Source organism: Cupriavidus sp. UME77, assembly GCF_014170355.1.
GTDB classification, from domain to species: Bacteria; Pseudomonadota; Gammaproteobacteria; order Burkholderiales; family Burkholderiaceae; genus Cupriavidus; species Cupriavidus basilensis.
This window is the reverse complement of the sequence record NZ_LZZU01000014.1, coordinates 59,970-83,031: the sequence shown is the minus strand read 5'-3', so window position 1 is coordinate 83,031 and position 23,062 is coordinate 59,970. Positions and strand designations below refer to the sequence as shown.

31 protein-coding genes are annotated in these 23,062 nt (G+C 64.3%); 13 read left to right on the top strand and 18 right to left on the bottom strand.

The genetic code is table 11. The annotated features are described in order from the left end of the window. Positions 1-43: 43 nt before the first annotated feature. A complete protein-coding gene (locus A9975_RS06735; protein ID WP_183031946.1) occupies positions 44-925 on the top strand; it encodes an alpha/beta hydrolase in 882 nt (293 codons plus the stop codon). Here the strand turns inward: A9975_RS06735 and ppk2 are convergent. The 4 genes from ppk2 to hisN form a co-directional block, all read right to left on the bottom strand. Beyond that, on the bottom strand, positions 919-1,836 hold the full coding sequence (gene ppk2, locus A9975_RS06730; protein ID WP_183031945.1) for a polyphosphate kinase 2: 918 nt from the start codon (positions 1,834-1,836) through the stop codon (positions 919-921). The genes A9975_RS06735 and ppk2 overlap by 7 nt on opposite strands. 82 nt (positions 1,837-1,918) lie before the next feature. Further along, positions 1,919-2,938, bottom strand: a complete 1,020-nt coding sequence (locus tag A9975_RS06725) for a transporter (protein WP_183031944.1) — start codon at positions 2,936-2,938, stop codon at positions 1,919-1,921. A 381-nt stretch (positions 2,939-3,319) separates the two neighbouring features. Continuing rightward, complete coding sequence (locus A9975_RS06720) at positions 3,320-4,573, bottom strand: Hsp70 family protein (RefSeq protein ID WP_183031943.1); 1,254 nt, start codon at positions 4,571-4,573, stop codon at positions 3,320-3,322. A gap of 135 nt (positions 4,574-4,708) precedes the next feature. Continuing rightward, the gene (hisN, locus tag A9975_RS06715) at positions 4,709-5,500 is read right to left on the bottom strand and encodes a histidinol-phosphatase (RefSeq protein WP_183031942.1); all 792 of its coding nucleotides are present in this window, start codon (positions 5,498-5,500) and stop codon (positions 4,709-4,711) included. A 382-nt stretch (positions 5,501-5,882) separates the two neighbouring features. Here hisN and A9975_RS06710 point away from each other — a divergent pair, with 382 nt between their 5' ends. From A9975_RS06710 to A9975_RS06695, 4 genes are all read left to right on the top strand, one after another. Then, the gene (locus A9975_RS06710; RefSeq protein WP_183031941.1) at positions 5,883-6,521 is read left to right on the top strand and encodes a cytochrome b/b6 domain-containing protein; all 639 of its coding nucleotides are present in this window, start codon (positions 5,883-5,885) and stop codon (positions 6,519-6,521) included. 69 nt (positions 6,522-6,590) lie between these two features. Further along, a complete protein-coding gene (locus A9975_RS06705) occupies positions 6,591-7,364 on the top strand; it encodes a molybdopterin-dependent oxidoreductase (protein WP_183031940.1) in 774 nt (257 codons plus the stop codon). A 61-nt stretch (positions 7,365-7,425) separates the two neighbouring features. Continuing rightward, positions 7,426-7,701 (top strand): pentapeptide MXKDX repeat protein, encoded by a 276-nt coding sequence (locus A9975_RS06700; protein WP_183031939.1) that lies wholly within the window; start codon positions 7,426-7,428, stop codon positions 7,699-7,701. Positions 7,702-8,105: 404 nt separating this feature from the next. Then, on the top strand, positions 8,106-9,608 hold the full coding sequence (locus A9975_RS06695; RefSeq protein WP_006157964.1) for a tripartite tricarboxylate transporter permease: 1,503 nt from the start codon (positions 8,106-8,108) through the stop codon (positions 9,606-9,608). Between the two features lie 354 nt (positions 9,609-9,962). On the opposite strand, the gene A9975_RS06690 is transcribed toward A9975_RS06695, so the two are convergent. Then, a complete protein-coding gene (locus A9975_RS06690) occupies positions 9,963-10,184 on the bottom strand; it encodes a hypothetical protein (RefSeq protein ID WP_043344159.1) in 222 nt (73 codons plus the stop codon). Between the two features lie 227 nt (positions 10,185-10,411). Next, on the bottom strand, positions 10,412-10,549 hold the full coding sequence (locus A9975_RS06685) for a hypothetical protein (RefSeq protein WP_006157962.1): 138 nt from the start codon (positions 10,547-10,549) through the stop codon (positions 10,412-10,414). Positions 10,550-10,773: 224 nt separating this feature from the next. On the opposite strand from A9975_RS06685, the gene A9975_RS06680 reads away from it, so the two are divergent. Both A9975_RS06680 and A9975_RS06675 read left to right on the top strand, forming a co-directional pair. Further along, entirely contained in the window at positions 10,774-11,043 is a 270-nt protein-coding gene (locus tag A9975_RS06680) for a GTP cyclohydrolase (protein ID WP_150988675.1), read from the top strand. Positions 11,044-11,153: 110 nt separating this feature from the next. Continuing rightward, positions 11,154-11,396: a hypothetical protein gene (locus tag A9975_RS06675; protein WP_183031938.1), complete on the top strand. Its 243-nt coding sequence runs from the start codon at positions 11,154-11,156 to the stop codon at positions 11,394-11,396. 40 nt (positions 11,397-11,436) lie between these two features. On the opposite strand, the gene A9975_RS06670 is transcribed toward A9975_RS06675, so the two are convergent. Beyond that, positions 11,437-11,637, bottom strand: coding sequence for a hypothetical protein (locus tag A9975_RS06670; protein ID WP_150988681.1), 201 nt, complete (start codon positions 11,635-11,637; stop codon positions 11,437-11,439). A 484-nt stretch (positions 11,638-12,121) separates the two neighbouring features. Between A9975_RS06670 and A9975_RS06665 the strand changes: the two genes are divergently transcribed. The 3 genes from A9975_RS06665 to A9975_RS06655 all read left to right on the top strand — a co-directional run bounded on the left by A9975_RS06665 (position 12,122) and on the right by A9975_RS06655 (position 13,058). Beyond that, positions 12,122-12,427, top strand: a complete 306-nt coding sequence (locus tag A9975_RS06665) for an isochorismatase (RefSeq protein ID WP_370564029.1) — start codon at positions 12,122-12,124, stop codon at positions 12,425-12,427. Positions 12,428-12,501: 74 nt separating this feature from the next. Beyond that, on the top strand, positions 12,502-12,723 hold the full coding sequence (gene infA, locus A9975_RS06660; protein WP_006157957.1) for a translation initiation factor IF-1: 222 nt from the start codon (positions 12,502-12,504) through the stop codon (positions 12,721-12,723). Positions 12,724-12,803: 80 nt separating this feature from the next. Then, a complete protein-coding gene (locus tag A9975_RS06655) occupies positions 12,804-13,058 on the top strand; it encodes a translation initiation factor 1 (protein WP_150988684.1) in 255 nt (84 codons plus the stop codon). Between the two features lie 72 nt (positions 13,059-13,130). On the opposite strand, the gene A9975_RS06650 is transcribed toward A9975_RS06655, so the two are convergent. The 6 genes from A9975_RS06650 to A9975_RS06625 form a co-directional block, all read right to left on the bottom strand. After that, positions 13,131-13,505: a hypothetical protein gene (locus A9975_RS06650; RefSeq protein WP_183031937.1), complete on the bottom strand. Its 375-nt coding sequence runs from the start codon at positions 13,503-13,505 to the stop codon at positions 13,131-13,133. A 221-nt stretch (positions 13,506-13,726) separates the two neighbouring features. Then, positions 13,727-14,011 carry a hypothetical protein gene (locus tag A9975_RS06645; protein ID WP_150988690.1) on the bottom strand — a complete coding sequence of 95 codons (285 nt, stop codon included), beginning with the start codon at positions 14,009-14,011 and terminating at the stop codon, positions 13,727-13,729. Positions 14,012-14,108: 97 nt separating this feature from the next. Continuing rightward, positions 14,109-14,432 carry a hypothetical protein gene (locus tag A9975_RS06640; protein ID WP_183031936.1) on the bottom strand — a complete coding sequence of 108 codons (324 nt, stop codon included), beginning with the start codon at positions 14,430-14,432 and terminating at the stop codon, positions 14,109-14,111. Between the two features lie 192 nt (positions 14,433-14,624). Then, positions 14,625-14,909, bottom strand: coding sequence for a hypothetical protein (locus A9975_RS06635; RefSeq protein ID WP_183031935.1), 285 nt, complete (start codon positions 14,907-14,909; stop codon positions 14,625-14,627). 61 nt (positions 14,910-14,970) lie between these two features. Then, positions 14,971-15,909, bottom strand: a complete 939-nt coding sequence (locus A9975_RS06630) for a serine protease (RefSeq protein ID WP_370564026.1) — start codon at positions 15,907-15,909, stop codon at positions 14,971-14,973. Between the two features lie 97 nt (positions 15,910-16,006). Then, on the bottom strand, positions 16,007-16,210 hold the full coding sequence (locus A9975_RS06625) for a cold-shock protein (RefSeq protein ID WP_006157950.1): 204 nt from the start codon (positions 16,208-16,210) through the stop codon (positions 16,007-16,009). A 345-nt stretch (positions 16,211-16,555) separates the two neighbouring features. Between A9975_RS06625 and A9975_RS06620 the strand changes: the two genes are divergently transcribed. Next, positions 16,556-16,795 (top strand): hypothetical protein, encoded by a 240-nt coding sequence (locus A9975_RS06620; protein WP_174427091.1) that lies wholly within the window; start codon positions 16,556-16,558, stop codon positions 16,793-16,795. 148 nt (positions 16,796-16,943) lie between these two features. Then, on the top strand, positions 16,944-17,822 hold the full coding sequence (locus tag A9975_RS06615; protein WP_183031934.1) for a lipid A biosynthesis lauroyl acyltransferase: 879 nt from the start codon (positions 16,944-16,946) through the stop codon (positions 17,820-17,822). Positions 17,823-17,861: 39 nt separating this feature from the next. Here the strand turns inward: A9975_RS06615 and A9975_RS06610 are convergent, their stop codons facing one another. The 5 genes from A9975_RS06610 to A9975_RS06590 form a co-directional block, all read right to left on the bottom strand. Next, positions 17,862-18,056, bottom strand: coding sequence for a hypothetical protein (locus A9975_RS06610; protein ID WP_043344120.1), 195 nt, complete (start codon positions 18,054-18,056; stop codon positions 17,862-17,864). A gap of 91 nt (positions 18,057-18,147) precedes the next feature. Continuing rightward, positions 18,148-18,699, bottom strand: a complete 552-nt coding sequence (locus A9975_RS06605; RefSeq protein ID WP_183031933.1) for a hypothetical protein — start codon at positions 18,697-18,699, stop codon at positions 18,148-18,150. 44 nt (positions 18,700-18,743) lie between these two features. Beyond that, the gene (locus A9975_RS06600; RefSeq protein WP_183031932.1) at positions 18,744-19,778 is read right to left on the bottom strand and encodes an alpha/beta fold hydrolase; all 1,035 of its coding nucleotides are present in this window, start codon (positions 19,776-19,778) and stop codon (positions 18,744-18,746) included. Between the two features lie 43 nt (positions 19,779-19,821). Then, positions 19,822-20,805, bottom strand: coding sequence for a glutathione S-transferase family protein (locus A9975_RS06595; protein WP_183031931.1), 984 nt, complete (start codon positions 20,803-20,805; stop codon positions 19,822-19,824). Positions 20,806-20,841: 36 nt separating this feature from the next. Further along, entirely contained in the window at positions 20,842-21,801 is a 960-nt protein-coding gene (locus A9975_RS06590) for an alpha/beta fold hydrolase (protein ID WP_183031930.1), read from the bottom strand. 167 nt (positions 21,802-21,968) lie between these two features. On the opposite strand from A9975_RS06590, the gene A9975_RS06585 reads away from it, so the two are divergent. Further along, the gene (locus A9975_RS06585) at positions 21,969-22,886 is read left to right on the top strand and encodes a LysR family transcriptional regulator (RefSeq protein ID WP_174427085.1); all 918 of its coding nucleotides are present in this window, start codon (positions 21,969-21,971) and stop codon (positions 22,884-22,886) included. The last annotated feature ends 176 nt before the right edge of the window (positions 22,887-23,062 follow it).

The window sequence follows — 23,062 nt, the reverse complement described above, 5'->3', positions numbered from 1 at the left end:
GCTGGCAGCACTTGAAGAAACCACCGGGGAGGAAGTCTTGCCGATGCCCAGACCGCGCTTTCTTTCACTCCTCCTGGCACTGCCGCTGGTCGGCCTTGGCGCCTGCTCCACGGCGGACGTGCTCAATGGCCTAACCCAAAGCAAAGCCTATGCCCTGAGCGCCGACGTGCCTTACGGCGACGGCGAACGCGCCAGGCTCGACATCTACGCGCCGCGCCAGCCGGTGTGCCCGGGCCAGGCGCCGGTCGTGGTGTTCTTCTATGGGGGCACCTGGAACAGCGGGGAAAAGGCCGACTACGCCTTCGTCGCGGCAGCGCTGGCCGCGCACGGCATCCTGACCGTGATCCCGGACTATCGCCTCTACCCGGAAGTCAGCTATCCGGATTTCCTGGTGGACAACGCGCGCGCGGTCGCGTGGACGCGCCGCGAGATCGCCAGCTACGGCGGCGACCCGCAACGGCTGTTCCTGATGGGACACAGCGCGGGTGGCTACAACGCCGCCATGCTCGCGCTCGATGCGCGCTGGCTCGGCCGCTTCGACATGAGCCCCGCCCTGCTGCGTGGCTGGATCGGGCTGGCAGGGGCCTACGATTTCCTGCCGATCGAGAACCGCCAGGCGCAGCCGGTGTTCCATCACCCCGACTACCCGCCTGGCTCCCAGCCCATCGACTACGCCGATGCACGCTCACCCGCAGCCTTCATCGGCGTGGACGACGGCGACCGCCTGATCAACCCGCTGCGCAACTCCGCGCAAATGGCAGCGCGGCTGGAACAGCGCGGCGTGCCCGTGCAGTTCCGCAGTTATGCGCGGCTCTCCCACACGTTGCTGATCGGCGTGTTCGCCGACCCGCTGCACTGGCTGGCACCTGTGCGCGACGACGTGGCCGGCTTCATCCTGCAGCGCGCGAAAAAGAAGGCTCAGTAGACTTCCGGCACGATCATGTTGTCCGGCACCGGCTGGCGCGAGTAGTCGTCGTGCCGCTCGCGCTGCGGCAGCACCACGGGCGGCTGCACGCGCTCTTCATAAGGCATCTGCTGCAGCAGGTGATGGATGCAATTGAGGCGCGCCTTTTTCTTGTCGACCGCCTGCACCACCCACCACGGCGCCTCGTCGATATGCGTGCGCTCCAGCATGATTTCCTTGGCGCGGGTGTAATCCTCCCAGCGCCGGCGGGATTCGAGATCCATCGGGCTGAGCTTCCACTGCTTGAGCGGATCATGGATGCGGGAGAGGAAACGCAGATGCTGCTCTTCGTCCGAGATCGAGAACCAGTACTTGATCACCTGGATGCCGGAGCGCACCAGCATACGTTCGAACTCCGGCACCGAGCGGAAAAACTCTTCGTACTGGTCGTCGGTGCAAAAGCCCATCACGCGCTCCACGCCAGCGCGGTTGTACCAGCTGCGGTCGAACAGCACGATCTCGCCCGCCGCCGGCAGGTGCGAGACATAGCGCTGGAAATACCACTGGGTGCGTTCGCGGTCGTTGGGCGCCGGCAGCGCCGCCACCCGGGCCACGCGCGGGTTGAGCCGCTGGGTGATGCGCTTGATCACGCCGCCTTTGCCGGCCGCGTCGCGCCCTTCAAACAGGATCACGACCTTGTGGCCGGTCTCCACCACCCAGCTTTGCAGCTTGACCAGTTCGCCCTGCAGGCGAAACAGCTCGCGGAAGTACAGCCGCCGCGCAGCCCGCTCGTCGTCGTCCAGGCCGCCGCCGGCTTCGCCGAACAGCGTATCGACATGGTGGTCTTCCAGCTCCAGTTCGAGTTCTTCGTCATAGTGATCGGCCACCTCGCGGTGGATACGCCGAATCAGCTCATTCTCGTCTGGTCTCATCGCTAACTCCTGTTCGCAACAACGTGGTGACTGGCAGGCTAACCGCGAGATGTGACGCGTCCGTGACTCTTTACCCGCGCGCTCAGTAACTGCCCTGCTTGCGGAAGGCCCAGCGCCCCGCCAGCACGGTGAAGCTGGCCACCAGCACCACCAGCACCCAGAAACCGTGCGGATGGTCCGCCAGCGGAATCCCGCCCACATTCATGCCGAAGAAGCCGGCAACAATGTTGATCGGCAACGCCAGCACGGTGACCAGCGTCAGCGTGAACAGCGTGCGATTGGTCTGCTCGTTGAGCTTGGCCGCGATCTCTTCCTGCAGCAGCTTGATGCGCTCGACCAGCGCGGCCAGGTCGCTCAGCACCAGGGAGAACTCTTCGGTGGAGGAGCGCAGATCCTGGATGTCCTGGTCCTGCAGCCAGGCTGGCGGCCGGTTGAGCAGGCGGAACAGCGCGCCAGGCTCGGGCGCGAGCAGCCGCTGCAAGCGCACCAGGCCGCGGCGCATGGAGCCAAGCTCCGCGCGGTTGCCATGCAAACGATGCGAGAGCAGGCGATCCTCGACCTGGTCCACGGTCACGCTGGTTTCGCGCACGATGCGCACCAGCACATCGGCCTGGTCGCGCAGCAAATGCACCAGCAGCGCCAGCGGCGTGTGGAACAACTCGCCCTGGCGCACCGAGGCGCGCAGCTGGTCAACCGAGCGCAGCGGCTTCATGCGCGCTGTCACCAGGATGCGGCGGTCGGCACAGGCCCACAGCGTGGAGATATCGGTGGTGGCCACGCCAAAGTTGTAGATCACGTCGTTGACCACCGCAAGCAGCGCCGTATCCAGGCGCTCGATGCGCGTGGAGCGCGAGCCCTCTCGCAGCGCCTCGAAGAATTCCTCGGGCAGGTCGAGCTGGCCCTTGAGCCAGCGCTCGCACGCGCTATGCGACAGATTGAAGTGCAGCCAAAGAAACTCGTCGCCCGGCGGGGGCTTCCCGAGCCACGCGGCCGCCGCGGCGGAATCGATGGGCTGGCCCGGCTCGCCGGGCAGGAAGCGAAAGCCGCTGACCAGGCCAACCGGATCGGAGCCGTAGCTGGCTTCGACGATACCCGCATGCATGTGGTGCCTCTTCGAAAACGCGAATTCGCGAAGATGGGACATTAGCATGCGGGGATGACGGACGGCACCCGGCCAGAAGCGGCGGTCTAGGGCATCTTGCTCTTGCCAGCGCCCGTCCGTCCCCTCCCACTGCGTGGGGGGAGCGAACCAGAGAGAGCAGAAAACGATATTCCGTGTAGCCGTGGAGGTTTGAATCTCCCGTTATGCGGCGAGGAGTCTTTCGCCGCATCCGGGTCGCCTTCTTTGCCTACTTTCTTGGCGAGACAAGAAAGTAGGTCGCCGCCCCGCAGGGGGGGGTGAAACTGCAGTTGCCCTTGACGCTAAGCAGTTGCAGTTGCAGTTGCAGTTGCAGTTGCAGTCAACCTACCCCACCCAATCCCCTCACCCGAACTTGCGCCGCGCATCCAGCGCCAGTCCGGAACCAATGCCGCCAAACAGATCGCCCTCGATCCGCTGCGCCCCGGGGATCAGCTCGGACAGCCGCTCACGCAACAAAGGCACGCTGCTGGATCCGCCGGTAAACAATACGGTGTCGATCTCATCCGCCTGTACGCCCGCATCGCGCAACAACGCCTGCACCGTCACCTCGGTCTTGCCAACCAGTTTCGCAATGGACTGGTCAAAGTCAGCGCGGCTGATCGCCATGGTCTCGCCCGGGGCGATGCGCCCCAGGTCGAGCTGCGTCTGCGGCTCGCCCGACAAGGCAATCTTGGCGGCTTCCACCTGGATTGCGAGCCAGTGGCCCGCGCGCTGCTTGATCAGGCTGATCAGGCGGTCCAGCTTGACCTTGTCGGCCGCATCGCGATAGTTGTCCATCACGTGCGACCACGCCTTGCGGGTGTAGACCAGGTTGATGGTGTGCCAGCTCGCCAGGTCGAAATACTGGCCCGAAGGCATCGCCTTGCCGTTGCGCAGCTCGCTGCCCAGGCCCAGGAACGGCATCACGCTCGCCAGGCTCAAGCTCTTGTCGAAATCCGTGCCGCCGATATGCACGCCGCCGTTGGCCAGGATGTCGCCGCGCCGGTCGACCTTGCCGGCCCGCTCGGGTGACAGGCGCACCAGCGAGAAGTCGGAGGTGCCGCCGCCGATGTCGGCCACCAGCACCAGTTCCTCGCGCGCGATCGTGGCTTCATAATCGAAGGCCGCGGCGATCGGCTCGTACTGGAACTCGATGTCCTTGAAGCCGGCATCCGCCGCGATCTCGCGCAGCGTCTGCTCGGCAAGCTGGTCGGCCTTAGGGTCTTCGTCGATGAAGAACACCGGGCGGCCCAGCACGACCTTGTCGAAGCTGGCGCCGGCCGAGGTCTCGGCGCGCTGCTTGAGCTCGCCGATGAAGTGCGAGAGCAGCTTGCGAAACGGCATGGCCTGCCCCATGACCTCGGTGCTGTCCTCCATCATCGAGGTGCCGAGCAGGCTCTTGAGCGAGCGCATCAGCCGGCCTTCATAGCCCGCGAGGTAATCGCCAAGCGCGGCGCGGCCGTAGCTGACCAGCGGATCCTCGGAATGGAAAAAGATCACGGAGGGCAGCGTGAGCTTGCCATCTTCCAGCGGCAACAGCGTGGGTTGTCCCGGCCGGCACCAGCCCACCGTGGAATTGGACGTGCCGAAATCTAGGCCGCAAGCGTTTGACATCATGTTTCTGGTTCTTTCCTACTGCATGGTTAAGTCCGGGCCGGATGGCCGTGCTGGCTGGGCTGTCTTTTTTCCGCGCCGGACGTTGCGGCCAGCATGATAGCAAGCCCGGCCAGCGCCCACGGGCGACAGGAGTGCTCAAGCAGGCGCATTCAGCAGTGCGAGTATCTGCTGGTGCAGCCGCGGGTCGCCGCAGGCCACCACGGTGCCGCCCTGCTGCGCATCCCCGCCGGTCCAACTGGTCATGACGCCACCAGCGCCTTGCACGATCGGAATCAGCGCCTGCACGTCGTAAGCCTTCAGGCCGGCCTCCACCACCGCATCCACGTGGCCCGCTGCGACCATGCAGTAGGCGTAGCAATCACCGCCGTAGCGCTGCATGCGGGCCGCGTCCGCCACACGGCGGAAGGCGGCGAACTGTGCCGCGTCCTCGAACATCTCCGGCGTGGTGCACATCAACTTGGCCTGCGCCAGGTCGGCGCACGGCCGGGTATGCAGGGGCTGGCCGTTTAGCCATGCCTGGTTGCCATCGCCGCTGAACCGCTCGCGCGTGAACGGCTGGTCCATGATGCCGATCACCGGGCGCTGGCCGTCGTTGAGCGCGATCAGCGTGCCCCAGAGCGGCAGCCCGGTAATGAAGGCACGGGTGCCGTCGATGGGATCGAGCACCCAGGTCAGCGGCGAGCTGCCGGCCACGCGGTCCTCTTCTTCACCCAGGATGCCGTGCTCCGGGTATTTCGCCAGGATCAGGTCGCGCATGGCGCGCTCGGCTGCCTTGTCGGCCGCGGTGACCGGGTCGAAGTACCGGCCGCCCTTGTCCTCTACCGCCGGGGCGCTGCGGAAGTACGGCAAGCTGGCGTTGCCGGCGGCCTGCGCGAGGCCTGCGGCGAAGTCCATGTATTCGATAAGCTGCTCTGCGGTCAAAGGCATGCGGAGATCCTGGGGTCCGGGGATGGTGTCTGGGCGGCGGCATGCGGCTCCGGGTAGGCCGGGCCGCGCGCGGTGGGACAGCGCTGGCCGCGCGGCCCGCCAGCATTGTAGCGGGCCGTGGGAAGCGGGCATCGATCGCCTTTGGCGTCTCGCGGGCGGAGTGCTAATGTCAATAGTGCGGGTAGCCGTCCATGCGTCGCCCAACAGTCCGTACCTTCTTTCGCCGAGCTCGTTGAGTGACTCCGGGGATACCTGTTGCCGACGTGCGCGCCTGCCAGAAAAATTTCCATCCCGCGTGTAAGTTCGTGCCACCACCGTCGACAAAGGCACATAAACCGTAGCAGCCGCACCTGCGAGCGCCACGGAACATTGGAGAAAGACGGTGGACACAGCCTCCCAGCTATCGCGGCCCGCACACGACCGCCGCGGACAATCGTCCGCCACCATCCAGCCGGCATGGGTGCGCATCACCCATTGGCTCAATGCCATCGCCGTCATCATCATGGTGATGAGCGGCTGGCGCATCTATAACGCGTCGCCGCTGTTCGGCCTGCATTTCCCCAAGGGCATCACGCTCGGCGGATGGCTGGGCGGCGCGTTGCAGTGGCACTTCGCCGCGATGTGGCTGCTGGTCGCCAACGGGCTGTTCTACTTGTTGATGAACGCCCTCACCGGACGGTTCCGCCGCCGCTTCCTGCCGCTGTCCGTGCCCGCCGCGCTGCGCGATATCGCCGCGGCGCTGCGCGGCCGGCTTGCGCACCCGGACCTGGCTGAATACAACGCGGCCCAGAAGGCCATGTACCTGGGCGTGGTGGTGGTCATCGTGGTCACGGTGCTGTCCGGCCTGGCGATCTGGAAGTCGGTGCAATTCCCGCTGCTGCGCGAGCTGATGGGCGGCTATGACGCGGCGCGCTGGGTCCACTTCGTATGCATGAGCGCCATCGTGCTGTTCATCGTGGTGCATGTGGCCATGGTGGCGCTGGTGCCGCGCACGCTGCTGATCATGCTGCGCGGCCGCTGATCGCCGGCCGTGTTCTCGCAAACGCATCCAAAGAACTGAATCCACAGAGCCGCATCGCGGAGAACCGCCATGAACAAGTCCAAACCCATCGCCACGCTTGACCGGCGCCTGATCCTGCGAGACGCCGTGCGCGAACTCGATATGCCGTCTCGCCGCCTGTTCGCCAAGCGCGCCATCACCCTGGGCGGGCTGTCGATGCTGACGGGCTGCAGCCTGAGCGACGACGCCTCGGTGGACCGCTTTCTCACCGCGGTATCGCGCTTCAACGATCGCGTGCAAGGCTGGCTGTTCGACCCTAAGCGGCTCGCACCCACCTACGCAGAGTCCATGATCACGCGGCCGTTCCCGTTCAATGCCTTTTACGGTGAAGACGAAGTGCCCGAGGTCGACGGCGCTGACTTCCGGCTGGAAGTCGGCGGCATGGTGGCGCGCAAGGATCCGTGGACGCTCGAGCAGCTCTACGCGCTGCCGCAGACTTCGCAGGTCACGCGCCATATCTGCGTGGAAGGCTGGAGCGCCATCGGCAAGTGGGGCGGCACGCCCTTCTCGGAATTCCTGCATCGCGTGGGTGCCGACACCAGCGCGAAGTACGTGGGCTTTCGCTGCGCCGACGACTACTTCACCAGCATCGACATGCCCACCGCGCTGCATCCGCAGACGCTGCTGACCTTTACCTACGACGGGGAGAAGCTGCCGCCCAAGTACGGCTTCCCCATGAAACTGCGCATGCCGACCAAGCTTGGCTACAAGAACCCCAAGCACATCATGGCGCTGTACGTCACCAACACGTATCCCGGCGGTTACTGGGAAGACCAGGGATACAACTGGTTCGGCGGATCCTGATCCGCATGAAATTGGCCGGCATGGTGCCGGCTAGCACATTGACCACCCCAAGGAGATCTTCATGAACAAACTTTTCGCAGCTACCCTGCTCTCGACCTCGATGCTGTTTGCGGGTCATGCCTTTGCCCAGGACTCCATGAAAAAGGATGCCATGAGCAATGACAGCAGCATGGCCAAGGACACCATGGGCAAGGACTCGACGAGCAAGGACAAGATGAGCAAGAGCCACGACAAGATGAGCAAGGACAAGATGAGCAAAGACAGCATGAGCAAAGACTCCATGAGCAAGGACTCGATGGGCAAGGACGCCATGGGCAAGGACACGATGAAGCAGTAAGCAGTGCGCCCGCTTGCCTGCCAGGCGAGCGGCAGGCCATGCGACAACGCCCCGGCTTTCGTCCGGGGCGTTGCTTTTCGGGCGCAAGGAATCGCCGGCGTCACTCAGGCATCGCTCAGGCATCGCTCAGGCGTATCGGGACATACCCGCAGCGGCCGTCACTGAAAGGCGGATGAAAGCACCCGCGCCTACTGTGCTTGGTAAGCCATTGGGGTGCGCCTAAGCGCGCGCGCTTGCTGTCGATGACGATCTGTGGCGGAAACCAGCGTAGCCTCGCGCCGCGCGCGGCTTCCTCCGATTCGCGCGCAATTCCGCAAAGGGTACCGCGCGTAGCCTGGACCGCCGTGCCTGCCTTGCCGCAGATGCGCGGCCCGGGTTTCACTGCAGGCGAGGGAGACAGCCTCATGGAACTATTCGAACACCTGGCCCTTGGGTTCTCCACGGCGCTGACACTACAGAACGTTGGATACTGCTTTCTCGGCTGCGTGCTGGGAACGCTGATCGGCGTGCTGCCCGGCATCGGGCCGCTGGCGACCATCGCCATGCTGCTGCCGGTGACCTACACGCTGCCGCCGGTGGCCGCGCTGATCATGCTGGCCGGCATTTACTATGGCGCCCAGTACGGTGGCTCCACCACCGCCATCCTGGTCAACCTGCCGGGTGAATCGTCATCGGTGGTGACCACCATCGATGGCTACCAGATGGCCAGGCGAGGGCGAGCGGGGGTGGCGCTGGCCACCGCCGGCCTGGGCTCGTTCTTCGCCGGCTGCGTGGCAACCCTGATCCTGGCCGCGTTTGCTACGCCGCTGTCGGAACTGGCATTCAAGTTTGGGCCCGCCGAGTATTTCTCGCTGATGTGCCTGGGCCTGATCGGCGCCGTGGTGCTGGCTTCGGGCTCGCTGCCCAAGGCGGTTGCCATGATCGTGCTGGGGCTGCTGCTGGGCCTGGTTGGCACCGACGTGAACTCGGGCGCAGCGCGCTTCTCGTTCGACGTGCCGGAGCTGACCGACGGCGTCGACTTCGTCGCGCTGGCCATGGGCATGTTCGGCTTTGCCGAGATCATCGCCAACCTGGAGCAGAAGGAAAACCGCGAAACCTTCACCGATCACGTCACCAACCTGTGGCCCTCAAAGGCTGACTTCAAGCGCATGGCGCCAGCGGTGCTGCGCGGTACCGCGCTGGGCTCCATCCTGGGGATCCTGCCGGGCGGCGGTGCGGCGCTGGCTTCGTTTGCGGCCTATTCGCTGGAGAAGAAGACTTCCAAGTACTCGCATGAATTCGGCAAGGGCGCCATCGAAGGCGTGGCGGGTCCGGAATCGGCCAACAACGCCGCGGCGCAGACCTCCTTCATCCCGCTGCTCACGCTGGGCATTCCACCCAACGCCGTGATGGCGCTGATGGTGGGCGCGATGACCATCCACAACATCCAGCCGGGCCCGCAGGTCATGACCAGCAACCCCGCGCTGTTCTGGGGCCTGATCGCCTCGATGTGGATCGGCAACCTGATGCTGATCATCCTGAACCTGCCGCTGATCGGCATCTGGGTCAAACTGCTGCAGGTGCCCTACCGCTACCTGTACCCGGCCATCCTGGTGTTCTGCTGCATCGGCGTGTTCTCGGTCAACAACCAGACCTTCGACGTCTTCACCGCGGCTGGCTTCGGCGTGATCGGCTACCTGTTCATCAAGCTCAAGTGCGAGCCGGCGCCGCTGCTGCTGGGCTTTGTGCTGGGGCCGATGATGGAAGAGAACTTCCGCCGCGCGCTCTTGCTGTCGCGGGGGACGTTCACCGTGTTCCTGACCCGTCCGCTGTCGCTCGGCCTGCTGATCGCAGCCGGGCTGCTGGTCTGCATCGTTGCCCTGCCGTCAATCAAGGCCAAGCGCGAGGAAGCATTCCAGGAGGAATGACACCGGGATGGCGACGCCGCCGCGAGCGGGCGCCTCATCGGTAACAGCGTTAGGGAAAGGACCGGCATAAGCCTACACTGGGAGAGTGCCGGTCCGGCACGAACGGACATCGATGGGGGTATCGCATGAACTACAGTCCCAGGCAGCCTGGTCAGCAAACAGCGCCGACCACACCCTGGAAGACACACTTCCAGCAACCCGGCGAAAAGCGCAGGACCTCCCAGCCCGGCCAGTTTGACCCGCAAGCGGTGCAGCCCGCCGACAAGAAATAGCGTGACAAAGCCCGTGCCGCCATGGCCACGGGCTTTGTACTTTGTGGGGGGTAGTTTGTCTGTGCGGCCGGCCAGATGCCTGCTAGGCCACGCTGCGCGCTTCCGCGCGGTCGTGGCCAGCCCAGGTCAGGCGCCACCCGGAAGTCGCGGTCTTGGCGACCAGGCCCGAATCCTGAAGCAGCAGTAAATGGTGGCTGAGCTTGGATGCATCGGCATTGCCCAGCGCCTTGGCGAGCTGGAGATCCGTCATCATCGCCTGGCTGTCAGCGCGCAGTGCCGTCAGCACGCGGTCCGCGAAGGACATGTCACGCCTCATCTTGCACTCCCGGTGTCTGGAACGCCCCGGCGGCAGCTTGTCACCGCCACCGCCTCGGGTGAGCGTCAGGTGCTGAACGGGAGCACACCGGTCGCGATGGCACCCTGGGCTTCTTGCAGCAACGCAAGATGGCGCGGTCCAGCCTGACGTTCCGTCTCTGTTGCACTTCAGCTGCACATTGTTTGCGCTTTATTCGCGTTTTATTCGCGCCTTGATTATTTTTTCTTGCCTGCTGCGCCATCATTGCCGACGCGCGACTGGACGGCACCGAACGGTGCTGCGGGTGCGACCGGCTTCTTGGGTTGCTTGGGCTTCTTGGTTTCGCGATTGCCGCGTAATTGACCTTTGGCCATGGTGTGTCTCCACGAGTGGGTTACTGCATTGCGTGCCAGGCGGCAGATCCAGCATACCCGCTTACTCCAACGTTCAGGGAAATATCGCGCGAGGTGCCTGCGCATTACGAAAGCGGGAAAATCGCCGTCGGCCGCCGGTTGAGAGCCAAACCGCCATTGCGCCGCCAAGTAAATCGGACGCCACCAGGCAAACAGCGTATGCTCGTTGAAGAAAGGAGATCAACATGTCTCAAAATCATGCGATCTACAAGGGGTTCAAGGTTTCGGCCAATGTACGCCGCTCGTTCGACGAAAGCGCCAACGACGAACTCGCACGGGCGAGCTTTCTCGCCACCGTGACCATCACGCAGGTCAGCGGCGACAGCGGCTCGCTCAGGCTGGTGCCACCTTTGCTAGAACATGTCGCGCACACGCCGCACGATGCCATCGACCTGGCCGTGTCCTATGCAAGGACCGTCATCGACGACATGTCCACGTTCGTCAAGCGCAAGTAATCCCGCCCCCTCGATTCGCCCGGAATTGCAGTCCATCGCGCGGCCGCCCTGACCGGCCTGGCCGCAGCCACGCCCAGCAAGACTTCCCCACGAAAAAACAGGAGACGACCATGGACCGACAGATCAAGAACAAGGCGGAACTGCGCGCCATGATTCGCGCCGAGCAGCAGAAATTCGCGGAATGCAGCGGCGCCTGCTTCGGCGACGTTTGCTGGCATGCGCCGGACGTGGGCGGCTGCAACTGGAATCTGTCCACCATGGAAGGCGGCGACAGCGCGGCCTGCATCGAGAAGATCCGGCCGTTCACGGCCACACTGCAGGCGCAATACAACATTCCCGACGAGGGGAAGTAAGGCGGCCAGGCGCCTGGGCGCCTGGTGCCACTTGACTTGACTAGTGTCCCAGGCGCTCGATCCGGGCCTTTGCGTTCTCCAGGGCGTCCGCCATGGCAAGCTCGCGCGAGCTGAACGCGTTGCCCTGGTTTTCGAAACGGCCGTGCGTATCCAGCGTATAGACCCAGTTCCATTGGCCGAATGTGCGCTGCGTCAGCTCCAGGTTGACGTAGTGGCCCTGATAGAAAAAACTCTCCGGCATCGATCACCTCGCTCAGTTGCGACCTGCCCGGCGTCGGGCACCGGCCGCCCTGGGACACGACGGGTAGCGTCTCGCTGCGCCAGCGCCACGAGGGGCGCTATGCGCAACACCATATCTATCGTACGCGCAAATCCGCGGGCGAGCGCCGATTGACGGAAAATGGTATCATTGCCAGTCTTGGCCGTTCGCCGACCCCCTTCTCGTCGGCCCAAACGTGCCGGCTGCCAGACATCATCAAAATATTAACGGCGGCCTGTCGGGCGTACACCCGATTCGTTCAGGGCGACAACCGCCCATCACCCTCCCGACCCGGCGGCATGTCCGCTCCGCAACCTGTGCGCATGTACCTGGCGCATCAGCCTGCGCAAGCACGGTCCACTCATCACCAGCTACCTTTCTCGCGCAAATGCGCGAGACCTGCCGTTGCTGGACAACACAAACACGGCGACCGATCGCCAGAAGAGAGCACGCGGCGCACCACGAGATGCGCCTGACGTTGCCTCAGATCGTCCGCCCGCATAAGGGCAACACCTTGAATCAAAGCATCAATCGCACCAATAGCATTACCCGCGCCACCCGCGCCAATCCGTACACCGTGTCGGTCTACCCGATACAACAAGAGCCAGGCGTGTGGTTTGCGACCTACCTGATCGCCGAATACAAGAATGGCTCCGAATGCATCGTCGCCAACGTCTCGATGCGCCATGCCACGCATGGCACCGAAGCCCAGGCCAAACAGGCCGCCCGACGCGCGGCCGAGAGCGTCGCTGCCGATATGCGCCTGCAATAGGCCGGCCACACAAAAAGCAACCCGCATGCGTCTCAACCTACTGTGCAGCAGGTCTTGCTGCAAAAGGATCATCCTTGGCTAAAGAAGAACTAGTGGAATTTGGTGGACAAGTATCGGAAGTACTGCCGGACAACCGTTTTCGCGTCATCCTGGAAAATGGTTTCCAGGTGTGGGCCTATTCGTCCGGCCGCCTGAAGAAGAACCGCATTCGTATCCTGGCCGGCGATCGCGTCACGCTGGAAATGTCGCCCTACGACCTGACCAAGGGCCGGATCAACTACCGCCACAAGTACTGATACTGGTTGGCCGGATACGCTGCCGCGCCGTCAAGCTGTCGACCCGCGGCCCCTCCCACCCTCTAACGAAAGGAAGAATCATGTCGATCAGCGAAGAATGGGAAGAAATGCACCTGACGCCAGGTGGCTGGGTAGGCGGAAGCTATCGCCACGTGCCGGGACCGGAAGTCACGGTGGAGCGCCCCGCGGATGAAGTGCTTACCGTGCGCAGACATGTATGCGCAACCTATTGCGGCCCGTCGCGCGCCACGGAAGACAGGACGCCGCAGACCGAAGACATGGCACTGATCGAATCGCTGCTGGCCCGCTTCGGCAGCCCGGCATTCGGCGTCTAGCAGGGCAGTCCGGACCAGCACGATCTCCCGGGCGCTCCCCGCGCCCGTGCCAGCGCCAGGAAACGCGATGGCTCAGCCAGGAAACCGCATGCGCGGCATGCTGACACCGACGCGCGAACCAACCGGGCGCAATTCGCCCTCGAAGGGCTGCGCGCCCAGGTCCAGCACGTAGTCTCCTTCGCCAGCCTTGTCATAAAGGTTGTCACGAATCGCTTGCCCGATCGCCAGCCGGCACAATGCCTCGAAGCTGTCGACCATTTCGCCCGCCAAGGCTGCCTCGTTGGCCTGAACCCCGAATGAACGCCTGCCGTCACCAACGAAACTGGTGAAGCGCACACCCGTCGGATGACTGGAGTCGAGAAAGCTGACGGCTACATGGTAGGCGATGCCCTTGCCTTGTCCCGGTAGCGTGCAGAGGAAATTGGATGGTGCGGCAACCTTGTTCATGACGTATGCGCTCGCGGGCCGGCGCAACTGCGCACGGCAGGTTTTGACAGGTAGACCGGCAGGGCGGGCATTGCGCTGCGCGGTCCCGTTTCCTCTTGCTTCCCATTGCCTGGCGGCGGCCGGGCCACCCCTACGATACCAGCTGGCAACACCAGCAACACCAGCATCACGGCAGGCACGGGCAACGCCGCGCCACTCGGCCAGATTCTGCCGGCGCAGCGTTACAGCGTAGCGACAGACTCCCCGGGGATCAGTCCGTTAATAATATCTTCACCGAACTTCACGGCGCCCCTGCGCGCCGTGCCGATGTTCTCCCAAGGCGTGCTTTCCAGACGGAACACGCGCGTGCGTTCACTGCCGGGCCGATGGCCTTCGCGGCAGATCACCACGGACGCGTTGAAGCTGCGATCCGGCTTGGTCCTCGGCCAGGATTGCGCGGGCTGGATCTTGTAGACCAGCGGATAGAGGTCGAAACCCTTGTAGCAGGCGGAAGGCGTATTGTTCATGTAGTGTGCTCCAGGCGGCTGGATGCCGCAGCTGGCCTTGTGCCGCATCGCTCGCAATGGCCAATGCCCAGGCCCAATGCGCCAGCACGCGGGCAAGCTAGGGAGCCAACAGGCGATCGACGACAATCACGATCGCGTTCCCTGGCTTGTCCTGCTTGCAATGGACGCCAAGGCGTGCGCGCAGATACCGGTCAAGGCTGCGTTGTAGTTGATATAAGGCGCTCTGGTCCGCGTTGCTCAATTGCTCCGCGACGTCGTGCGCCATCTCGATTTCAAGCGACCTGGCTGGCCAGGTAAAGCTCCTGGCAACAGGGATCTGCCAGTTTGCCGTCACCACGCGTTTCCCTGCCGGCCAGATCCTGACGTCTTGCCCGGTGATCTCGTCAAGGACGGGCTTCACGAAGGCAACGAGATCTAGCATGACGAAGCACCGGCGACCGATCGGCGCGCCGTCGGCCGGACGGACAAGCAGGACATCCCGGGGATCTCGTCAACTGGCGACGATGCAGCGGTGGCTGGCAGCTCGGCCAAGCCATGGACAGGCGAGGACATGGCAGGCGCGCCTGCGTCATCCTCGTGTAACGACGGACGTTGCCGCATATCGCTCTGGGTGTCAGAGCGAGACGACGGATTGCCCGGGAATCGCGCCGTTGATGATGTCCTCGGCGTAACGAACGACACCACGGCGCGCAGCGCCGACGTTGTCCCACGGCACCGTGTCGAGGCGGAACGTGCGGGCCTGCGTTCCTTCGGGCTCGCCACCTTCGCGGCAGATCACGACGGCGGCGTCGAAGGTCCGGTCCGGCCTGCGTTCCGGCCAGGCGCGCACGACGGCGTGCTTGTACACGAGAGGGTATAAGTCGAACCCTTTGTAGCTGGCAATCGGATTGACGTCCATGATGCACTCCACAGTTCCACTGAGTCCCACTCTACTCCTATTGAGAGCCGCTCCATGACCTTTATTTTGGCCGAGAGGGCGGGACTGGGGCGGGAGCGGGAGCGGCCTCCGGGACAACCGACGGCGTAGCTGCCGCATTGCCAACGGCCGCGGCGGCGGCAACGGGGCGAGTAATGGCGGCGGGAGTAGCAGCGGGAGTAGCAGCGGGAGTAGCAGCGGGAGTAGCGGCGGTGCCAGGCGCGGCCCGCGCGGGCTTTGCCGCCACGGGCTCGGTCAGGGTCAGCAGCATGTCCGCATACCAGGCAGAGTTCAGCCCAAGCACTTCATCCTCCGCCAGGTCGCGCGAGCCGACGTCGAAGCGAGCGGAGTGGATGCCGAGCAGCATCCACGGCAGGTCCAGCTCGTCGCCCCGGCCATCGCGCATGCGCGAGACCACAGGCGCGCCGCTGGTGCCGCGGTGCGTCCTGGCATCGGTCAGGAAAAAACCTTGGCCCTGGAAGCGCAATCCGTACGCGGACGCGACCACGGCCTGGCGCGCAACCGGCAGATGATGGAGCGCATCATGAAAACCCAGCGGAAATCCGACGATCAACAGGGAGTCGCCCACCTCGACGCGATCGGAAGGCTGCGCCAGGTGCTCCGGCGTGAAGGCCCGGTAAAGCAGCTTGGGCGGCAACGCCTTGCGCTCGATCTCCACCACAGCGACATCGACCGGGCCGCCGCCGTCCTCGCCTTCGCGCCAGACGGCAAGCCCGTCACGGTACAGCGGAATCGAAAAGCCGATCGAGTCGGCCATGTTTTCCGGCTGGCTGTGCAGCTCGATCTCGATGCGGTCCGGGTGGTGCTTGCTTGGCTCGTCGAACACCACATGGCGGCTGGTCACCACGAAGAGCCGGCCATCGCGCTCGAAAAAGAATCCGCTCGCGTTGGTCAGCGGCTGCTGGCCCTCGAAGGACGAAACCCGGACGGCAGCTAGAAGGATGGATTCGACCATAGGCATGATGTTTTATGCACTTGCGCACCTCGATGAGTCCCAGTCGGTAAAAAAAAAGCCCCGCTAAGCGGGGCTTTTTTCTAGGCGATTCGAATCGGCTCGATTAGATCGGCTCGATCTTGGTCGCTGCGGGGCCCTTTTGGCCAACGCCTGCGACGTAACGCACTTTCTGGCCTTCTTGCAGCGACTTGAAACCGCCGCCTTGAATTTCCGAGAAATGCGCGAACAGGTCGTTGCCGCCTGCGTCAGGGGTGATGAAGCCGAAGCCCTTGGAGTCGTTGAACCACTTGACGGTACCGGTTTCCATGCTGGATATCCTTTAAACCTTAAAAGTTCTGGATGAGCCTGATGCTCACCAGGCATGACGATCAAGGAAGGAACATGGAGCAAACGAATCGCCGCTTGGAGGGGACGATCCATAACATCTGAGTAACCGCTTGAAAGATCCTGCACCAACGTTTATACAGGCCTGGGATAGGCATGTCAACTTACCGAAGAAAAAAGTGCCTCATTGATTGCGGGCACGGTCTTTTCCGCACTTCGCGCCACACCTCGCGCGCGCTCACGTGCGCGAACAGATACAAGCTCGCGGCGGCGGTTTATAGCAGCATGAACGTGCTACAGTCACCCACCTTCCGCCGCCGGATTCCGCATGTCGCCTTGCCCAGCCTGCCTCGCCATCGACACCAACCGTGGTGGCTCGCCAGGCCATGCGTTGCTCAGGATCACCGACACGCAGCGCATCAAGGTGCCACGCCGCCCTGCGATGACAGTCAGTACCTTTGTGTGCCAGGCCTGCGGCACGGGCTGGACCTACCGCGACGGGAAGAACGTCGATGCGCAGGGCTGGCAGCTGGCGCCGCAGCAGGCGCCGGTCCCGGACCTTCAATGATGCAGGCACGCGCCCGCATCGACACGGCGCCATAGCACCACACCAACAGGCCCCGCAAGCCCAGTAGCTGGCAATCACCACCACTGCCGCGTCGTTCACGCGAGACAGCGGCGCGCGTCACGCCACGCGGCAACCTTTCAGGAACAGGATGATCCAGCGTATCGGACTATTTTTCACCGTCAGCCTGCTGCGCTTGCTCGCCGCCCTGCCCTATGGCGTGTGCGCCCGCATCGGCATGGGCCTGGGCGCCCTGCTCTATCGCATTCCAAGCCGGCGCCGCAGCGTCGTGCAGACCAACCTGCGGCTTTGCTTCCCCGACCAGAGCGAAGCGCATCGACATGCCCTGGGGCAGGCGCATTTCAGCCACGTGATTCGAAGCTACCTGGAACGCGGCGTGCAATGGTATGGCTGCGCCGGCAAGCTCAATGAGCTGGTCGAACTGGAGTCCGCCATCGAGCTCGGCAACACCGAGGCCGGCCCGACCATCTTCCTGGGATTCCATTTCGTGGCGATCGAGGCCGGCTGCATGTTCTACTCGATCAAGCATCCGGTGGCCTCGCTCTACTCGAAGATGTCGAACCCGTTGCTGGAACAACTCGCCAAGCAGCAGCGCGGCAGGTTCGGCACGGAGATGATCCCGCGCAATGGCAGCGTGCGCCAGGCCTTGCGCGCGCTCAAGTCGGGCACGCCGCTGATGCTCGCGGCGGACATGGATTTTGGCTTGCGCGATTCGGTATTCGTGCCGTTTTTCAACGTCCCCGCTTGCACGCTCACCTCGGTGTCGCGTCTCGCCGCGCTCAGCGGCGCGCGCGTCGTGCCCTTCACCACCACTGTCCTGCCTGGCTACCGCGGCTACAAGCTGAAGATATTCGATGCGCTGGCGGGCTACCCCTGCGGCGACGAGAAGGTCGACGCGCTGCGCATGAACGCGTTCCTGGAGCAGCAGGTCCGCGCCATGCCGGAGCAATACTACTGGGTGCATCGCCGCTTCAAGCACCGCCCCGAGGGCGAAGCGCCTGTCTACTAAGATGCCTGGAGCGGCGCGAGCGCGCCGCCCACTTTCCCTTCAGCCTTCGTAGCCATCCAGGCCCACGCGATAGAGCGTGGCGCCCACCGTCTCCAGCAGCGCACGCGCCGCATCGGAAAACGGCTCGCTGGCAAGCAGCGCGGCCAGGCCGGCCACGGCGTCGTCCACCGATAGCTCCACCGTGTCGTCGTTGGCGATGCGCTCGAAGGTGCTGATCACTACTGTCGGATCCATCCAGATTCCCCTGCAAAAGTCGAACTCTGCCCCCCGGGCCTGATGCCCAGGCTAGCAAGCTGCGCGCATGGTAGCACCCCGGCGCGGCCTGTCAGCGCTTTGGCGGCAAGGCGCGAAGGCGGCGATTCACTTCCAGCAGTGTGTCGCAATCGTCGCCTCGGTTGGCGCTGCGCTTGCGGATATAGTCGGTGATGGCCAGCAGCGGACGCTTGCGTTCGTTGCATGTTGCCCACGCAAGGTCAGCACAAGGCACTTCCACCTCCTTGACCAGGCTGTCGCGCACGATGGCGAGCAGATCCCCGCACTGCGCCACTTCGACCGCAGATGCCGCCTCCGTCTCCTCGGCAAAGGCATGGCCTGCCGGCAAGCCGAGCGTCACCGCTGTGAACACGACAAGACGAAAGCAAAAGTGCCTCGCGCGCGCGAGCTTGTCGTGCGCGGCGGATCTGCAGAGAACGGTGGCGATGGCACTGCATTTCTTACAAAACGCGGCCCGCATGGGTCGGAGAAAGTACAAGATGGCGTGTTCGGCGTGTTCATGTTCGGTAACGACAGGCCAGGGATCTGATCTGACGGCGGTAACCGCCAGCGCGTGACGGCCACGGGCAGAACGGTCTTGCCCTGGCCCCCATGCAGGATTCATTCCCTCAGCCGGCGCCCCCGCCCCGCACGCCTTCGGCATTCGTGCTACCGGCTTGCCGGCAACGCCGCCAGGCCATCCAGCAGCGCCTTGTGAAACGCCGTTGGATCCTGCATCTGCGGCGCGTGGCCCAGCGCCGGAAACTCCACCAGCCTGGCGTTCGGCAGCGCCTTCAAGGTGCGCTGCGCCAGCACCGGATAGTTGCCGACCTTCGCGCGGACCTCCGGCGGTGCCGCGTCCTTGGCGATGGCCGTAGTGTCCTTGTCGCCGATCAGCAGCAAGGTTGGCGTCTTCAGCGCGCCCAACTCGTACACGACCGGCTGCGTGAAGATCATGTCGTAGATCAGCGCGGAATTCCAGGCCACCTGCTGCTTGCCCGGGCCGCGGTTCATGCCTGCCAGCATCTGCACCCAGGGCTCGTACTCGGGGCGCCATGTGCCGACATAGTACGTAGCCTGTTCGTAGTTGCGGATCTTGTCGGCATTGGTGGCAAGCTCACGGGCATACCATTGATCCACCGACAAGGACGGCACGCCCAACGCCTTCCAGTCTTCCAGGCCGATCGGGTTGACGAGCGCGAGCCGCTCGGTTTGCTGCGGGTACATCAGCGCATAGCGCATCGCCAGCATGCCCCCCGTGGAATGCCCGATCACCGTCGCCTGCTGGATCCCGATGGATTCCAGCAAGGCGTGGGTGTTGCGCGCCAGTTGCTGGAAGCTGTATTGATAGTGCGCCGGCTTGCTGGATTTGCAGAAGCCGATCTGGTCCGGCGCAATGACGCGATACCCGGCCGTGCTGAGCACCTTGATCGTGTCCCCCCAGGTCGCCGCGCAGAAGTTCTTTCCATGTAGCAAGACCGCGGTGCGGCCATTGGCGCGCTCCGGCTTGATGTCCATGTAAGCCATCTGCATCGCCTCGCCTTGCGAGGTGAACGCGAACTGCTGCACCGGCGCCGGATAGTCGAAGCCCTCCAGCTCGGGGCCATACGCAGGCCCATCGTCGGCGGCAGCCAACGCGACGGGCGCGGTGGCAACGGCTGCCACTGTGAGCAAGGCAAGCAGGGATTGGCGATGAAACTTCATGACAGTGGTCTCAGCTGGTAAATAGACGGGACGGAAGGCGGCCTCACGCCGCCAGCCGCGCGCGCTCCGGCGGCGCGGCAAAGTCCAGCACCGGCCCCACCGGCACCACGCCGCTCGGATTGATGGAGCGGTGGCTTTCATAGTAGTGCCGCTTGATATGGTCGATATCGACCGTCGCCGCGATCCCCGGCAATTGGTAGATGTCGCGCGTAAAGCCAGACAGGTTCGGATAGTCGGCAATGCGCCGCAGGTTGCACTTGAAGTGCCCCACATAGACCGCGTCAAAGCGCACCAGCGTCGTGAACAGGCGGATGTCGGCCTCGGTAAGCTGATCGCCCAGCAGGAAGCGGCGCGTGGCGAGCCGCGCCTCGAGCCAGTCGAGCGTATCGAACAACGGCGTCACCGCCTCTTCATACGCGTCTTGCGTGGTGGCAAAGCCGGATTTGTAGACGCCGTTGTTGAGCGTGTCGTACACCCGTGCGTTGACTTCATCGATTTCCGCGCGCAGCGCTGCCGGATAGTAGTCGCCCGCCCTGGCGCCGACACCATCGAAGGCGGTGTTGAACATGCGGATGATCTCCGACGACTCGTTGCTGACGATGGTTCCCCGCTGCTTGTCCCACAGCACGGGCACGGTGACGCGCCCGGTGTAGTCGGGATCGGCGCTAGTGTAGACCTGGTGCAGGAGCCGCGCGCCGTTGACCGTGTCCGGCACGACGCCCGGGCCCTCGGCGAACGTCCACCCCTCGCCGAGCATCAGCCAGTGCACCGTGGAGACGCTGATCATGCCCTCCAGCCCCTTGAGCGTGCGCATGATCAGCGTGCGGTGCGCCCACGGGCAGGCCAGGCTCACGTACAGGTGATAGCGCCCGGCTTCGGCCTTGAAGCCACCGGTGCCGCTCTGGCCGGCGGCGCCATCGGGCGTCACCCAGTTGCGAAAGGCAGCGTCCTTGCGAACGAAGCGGCCGCCGGTGGATGCCGTGTCATACCAGCGGTCTTGCCATTTGCCGTTGACGAGCAGTCCCATGTCGATACTCCTTTTGATGTGGTGAGGTAGACGTCTTTAGTCGGCACTAGCGGGTTGCGACGGCGCGTCGATAAACTGAACGATAGCTGGAATGGTCTGCCCCGGCGCTTCTTCCATCAGCCAGTGCCCCGAGCCCTTGACGATCACGCCTTGCACATGGGTGGCGACGAGGCGTGCCTGGTCGATCAGGAAATTGCCCGAAGCCTTCTCGCCCGCCAGCACCAGCATGGGCATCGGCAGCGGGTGCTTTGCCAGCGCCGCGAAGTCTTCGGCATCCTGCGGGAACGCGCGGAAGAACTCGAATCCCGCGCGCATCCGGCCCGGCCTGGCGTAGTTGGCAGCATAGATCCGGCGATCTGCCTCCGGCACAGAGTGCTTCGGGTCAGCGGCGAAATCGTTCCAGAAGTGCTCAAAATAGGTGCGCTCGCGGCCCTTCACCAGCTTTTCCGGCGTATCGCCATAGAAGTTGAAGTGCCACTTGTCGCGCAGCAGCCAGACCTTTTGCCAGTCGCCCACGCCGGGCAGGAATGCATCCATCAGCGTAACGCTTTCCACTTCGTCCGGGTATTGCGCGGCGTAAGCGTACGCGACCATCAAGCCGATATCGTGGCCAACAATGTTGATCTTGCGGTAGCCGAGAGCCTGGACCATGGCGTGAATGTCCTGCGCCAGGATCTTCTTCTCGTAGCCCGACGCCGTCATCGCCGAGTCGCCCGCGCCGCGCAGGTCCGGTGCGATCACGGTACGCTTGTCGCCAAGCTTCGCCATCAGCGGCAGCCACATATGGCTGGATTCCGCGTAGCCATGCAATAGCACGACAGGCGTACCGCCGCCGCGCCCGGATTGCAGGTAATGCAAGGCGATGCCGTTCGCCTTGATCGTATGAGAGACGACGGCGGCGCCTGCGGCTTCGGCGCGCGGCGCAAGCGAGGCGAGCGCGCCGAACACCAGCAATACGGCGCCGGCGTGCCTTGCGATGCGATGAATGAGAGCCATGACTTTTCTCCGATGACAGTGCCATGGCTGGACGCATTGTCCTGGCCGACGGCGCTTGCAAACAAAAGGGGGTTCGGGAATCGGGTGATGCACTGTGACAAATATTGCGCCGGCACACATGTTTTGCCGTACGATTTTCCCGATGAACTCGTTCGACGGAGTTGAACATGTTGTCAGAAGACGAACTGGCCTTGCTGGAAGCCATCCGGGACAGCGGCAGCCTCTCGCGCGCGGCGGCGCGCCTGGGCAAGGCGCCATCGACCGTCTCCCACGCCGCCCGCCAACTGGAGGGCCGCTTTGACGCCCTGCTGTTCGACCGCCGCCGCTACCGCCTGCAACTCACCCCCGCCGGCCACCTGCTGGCCGAGGAGGCCGCACGCCTGATGCAGGACGTATCGCGCATGACCCAGCGCGTGCGCCAGGTGGCAAGCGGCTGGGAAGATCGCCTGTGGATCGTCACGGATGAAGTGCTCGAGTTCGAATTGCTGATGCCGGTGATCCGCAGCTTCGATGCGCTCAAATCCGGCGTGGCGCTGCGCCTGACCCACGAAGTCCTCAGCGGCACCTGGGAAGCGCTGCGCGACGGCCGCGCCGATGTGATCGTCGGCGCGACCAATGAGCCCCCCGCCATCCCCGGCCTGCGCTGGTTCGAGCTCGGCGTGGTCGAATGGGTCTTTGCCGTGGCGCCCCGCCACCCGCTTGCCAGCGTAGCCGAGCCGCTCACGCGCCAGCGCATCTCGGCGCACCGGGGCGTGGCCGTGGCGGATTCATCGCGCGGTACCGCAGGGCGGGCCTACGGGCTGGTCGGCGGACAAGCCTCGCTGGCGGTGCCGAGCATGCGCGCGAAGATCCTGGCGCAGCGCGAGGGGCTGGGCGTCGGCTGGCTGCCGCGGCACCGCGTGGCTTCGCTGCTCAAGCGTGGGGAGCTGGTGGAAAAGCGCACGGCCGATCCGCGCGAGCCCAACACGCTGTATGTGGCGTGGCGGGGCGACCATGAAGGCCGCGCGCTGGAATGGTGGCTGGACCAGTTTCGGCAGCCGCGGCTGGCGAAGCGCCTGGTGCAGGGCATGGATCTGTTTGCCTGAGCCGCGGCGCGGCGGGTGCTAAATGGCGACTCTCCGCGTCACGGTAAAGCAGAGACTGCGTGTTGCCGCAGCCAATTCCCAAAGGCGCGGCAAATCTCGAACTTCACGCTCGTGCCCGAGCTTCTCCTGGGGACAGCGCGGATCGCCACGCCGTCATCGAGGCTCGCACAACAAAT

Bases quoted from the DNA above. Each gene is read 5' to 3' on its own strand.
- A9975_RS06735 (WP_183031946.1), top strand. From the start codon at position 44: ATGCCCAGACCGCGCTTTCTTTCACTCCTCCTGGCACTGCCGCTGGTC.
- ppk2 (WP_183031945.1), bottom strand. From the start codon at position 1,836: ATGAGACCAGACGAGAATGAGCTGATTCGGCGTATCCACCGCGAGGTG.
- A9975_RS06725 (WP_183031944.1), bottom strand. From the start codon at position 2,938: ATGCATGCGGGTATCGTCGAAGCCAGCTACGGCTCCGATCCGGTTGGC.
- A9975_RS06720 (WP_183031943.1), bottom strand. From the start codon at position 4,573: ATGATGTCAAACGCTTGCGGCCTAGATTTCGGCACGTCCAATTCCACG.
- hisN (WP_183031942.1), bottom strand. From the start codon at position 5,500: ATGCCTTTGACCGCAGAGCAGCTTATCGAATACATGGACTTCGCCGCA.
- A9975_RS06705 (WP_183031940.1), top strand. From the start codon at position 6,591: ATGAACAAGTCCAAACCCATCGCCACGCTTGACCGGCGCCTGATCCTG.
- A9975_RS06700 (WP_183031939.1), top strand. From the start codon at position 7,426: ATGAACAAACTTTTCGCAGCTACCCTGCTCTCGACCTCGATGCTGTTT.
- A9975_RS06695 (WP_006157964.1), top strand. From the start codon at position 8,106: ATGGAACTATTCGAACACCTGGCCCTTGGGTTCTCCACGGCGCTGACA.
- A9975_RS06690 (WP_043344159.1), bottom strand. From the start codon at position 10,184: ATGTCCTTCGCGGACCGCGTGCTGACGGCACTGCGCGCTGACAGCCAG.
- A9975_RS06685 (WP_006157962.1), bottom strand. From the start codon at position 10,549: ATGGCCAAAGGTCAATTACGCGGCAATCGCGAAACCAAGAAGCCCAAG.
- A9975_RS06680 (WP_150988675.1), top strand. From the start codon at position 10,774: ATGTCTCAAAATCATGCGATCTACAAGGGGTTCAAGGTTTCGGCCAAT.
- A9975_RS06675 (WP_183031938.1), top strand. From the start codon at position 11,154: ATGGACCGACAGATCAAGAACAAGGCGGAACTGCGCGCCATGATTCGC.
- A9975_RS06670 (WP_150988681.1), bottom strand. From the start codon at position 11,637: ATGCCGGAGAGTTTTTTCTATCAGGGCCACTACGTCAACCTGGAGCTG.
- A9975_RS06665 (WP_370564029.1), top strand. From the start codon at position 12,122: ATGCGCCTGACGTTGCCTCAGATCGTCCGCCCGCATAAGGGCAACACC.
- A9975_RS06655 (WP_150988684.1), top strand. From the start codon at position 12,804: ATGTCGATCAGCGAAGAATGGGAAGAAATGCACCTGACGCCAGGTGGC.
- A9975_RS06650 (WP_183031937.1), bottom strand. From the start codon at position 13,505: ATGAACAAGGTTGCCGCACCATCCAATTTCCTCTGCACGCTACCGGGA.
- A9975_RS06645 (WP_150988690.1), bottom strand. From the start codon at position 14,011: ATGAACAATACGCCTTCCGCCTGCTACAAGGGTTTCGACCTCTATCCG.
- A9975_RS06640 (WP_183031936.1), bottom strand. From the start codon at position 14,432: ATGCTAGATCTCGTTGCCTTCGTGAAGCCCGTCCTTGACGAGATCACC.
- A9975_RS06635 (WP_183031935.1), bottom strand. From the start codon at position 14,909: ATGGACGTCAATCCGATTGCCAGCTACAAAGGGTTCGACTTATACCCT.
- A9975_RS06630 (WP_370564026.1), bottom strand. From the start codon at position 15,909: ATGCCTATGGTCGAATCCATCCTTCTAGCTGCCGTCCGGGTTTCGTCC.
- A9975_RS06625 (WP_006157950.1), bottom strand. From the start codon at position 16,210: ATGGAAACCGGTACCGTCAAGTGGTTCAACGACTCCAAGGGCTTCGGC.
- A9975_RS06620 (WP_174427091.1), top strand. From the start codon at position 16,556: ATGTCGCCTTGCCCAGCCTGCCTCGCCATCGACACCAACCGTGGTGGC.
- A9975_RS06615 (WP_183031934.1), top strand. From the start codon at position 16,944: ATGATCCAGCGTATCGGACTATTTTTCACCGTCAGCCTGCTGCGCTTG.
- A9975_RS06610 (WP_043344120.1), bottom strand. From the start codon at position 18,056: ATGGATCCGACAGTAGTGATCAGCACCTTCGAGCGCATCGCCAACGAC.
- A9975_RS06605 (WP_183031933.1), bottom strand. From the start codon at position 18,699: ATGAATCCTGCATGGGGGCCAGGGCAAGACCGTTCTGCCCGTGGCCGT.
- A9975_RS06600 (WP_183031932.1), bottom strand. From the start codon at position 19,778: ATGAAGTTTCATCGCCAATCCCTGCTTGCCTTGCTCACAGTGGCAGCC.
- A9975_RS06595 (WP_183031931.1), bottom strand. From the start codon at position 20,805: ATGGGACTGCTCGTCAACGGCAAATGGCAAGACCGCTGGTATGACACG.
- A9975_RS06590 (WP_183031930.1), bottom strand. From the start codon at position 21,801: ATGGCTCTCATTCATCGCATCGCAAGGCACGCCGGCGCCGTATTGCTG.
- A9975_RS06585 (WP_174427085.1), top strand. From the start codon at position 21,969: ATGTTGTCAGAAGACGAACTGGCCTTGCTGGAAGCCATCCGGGACAGC.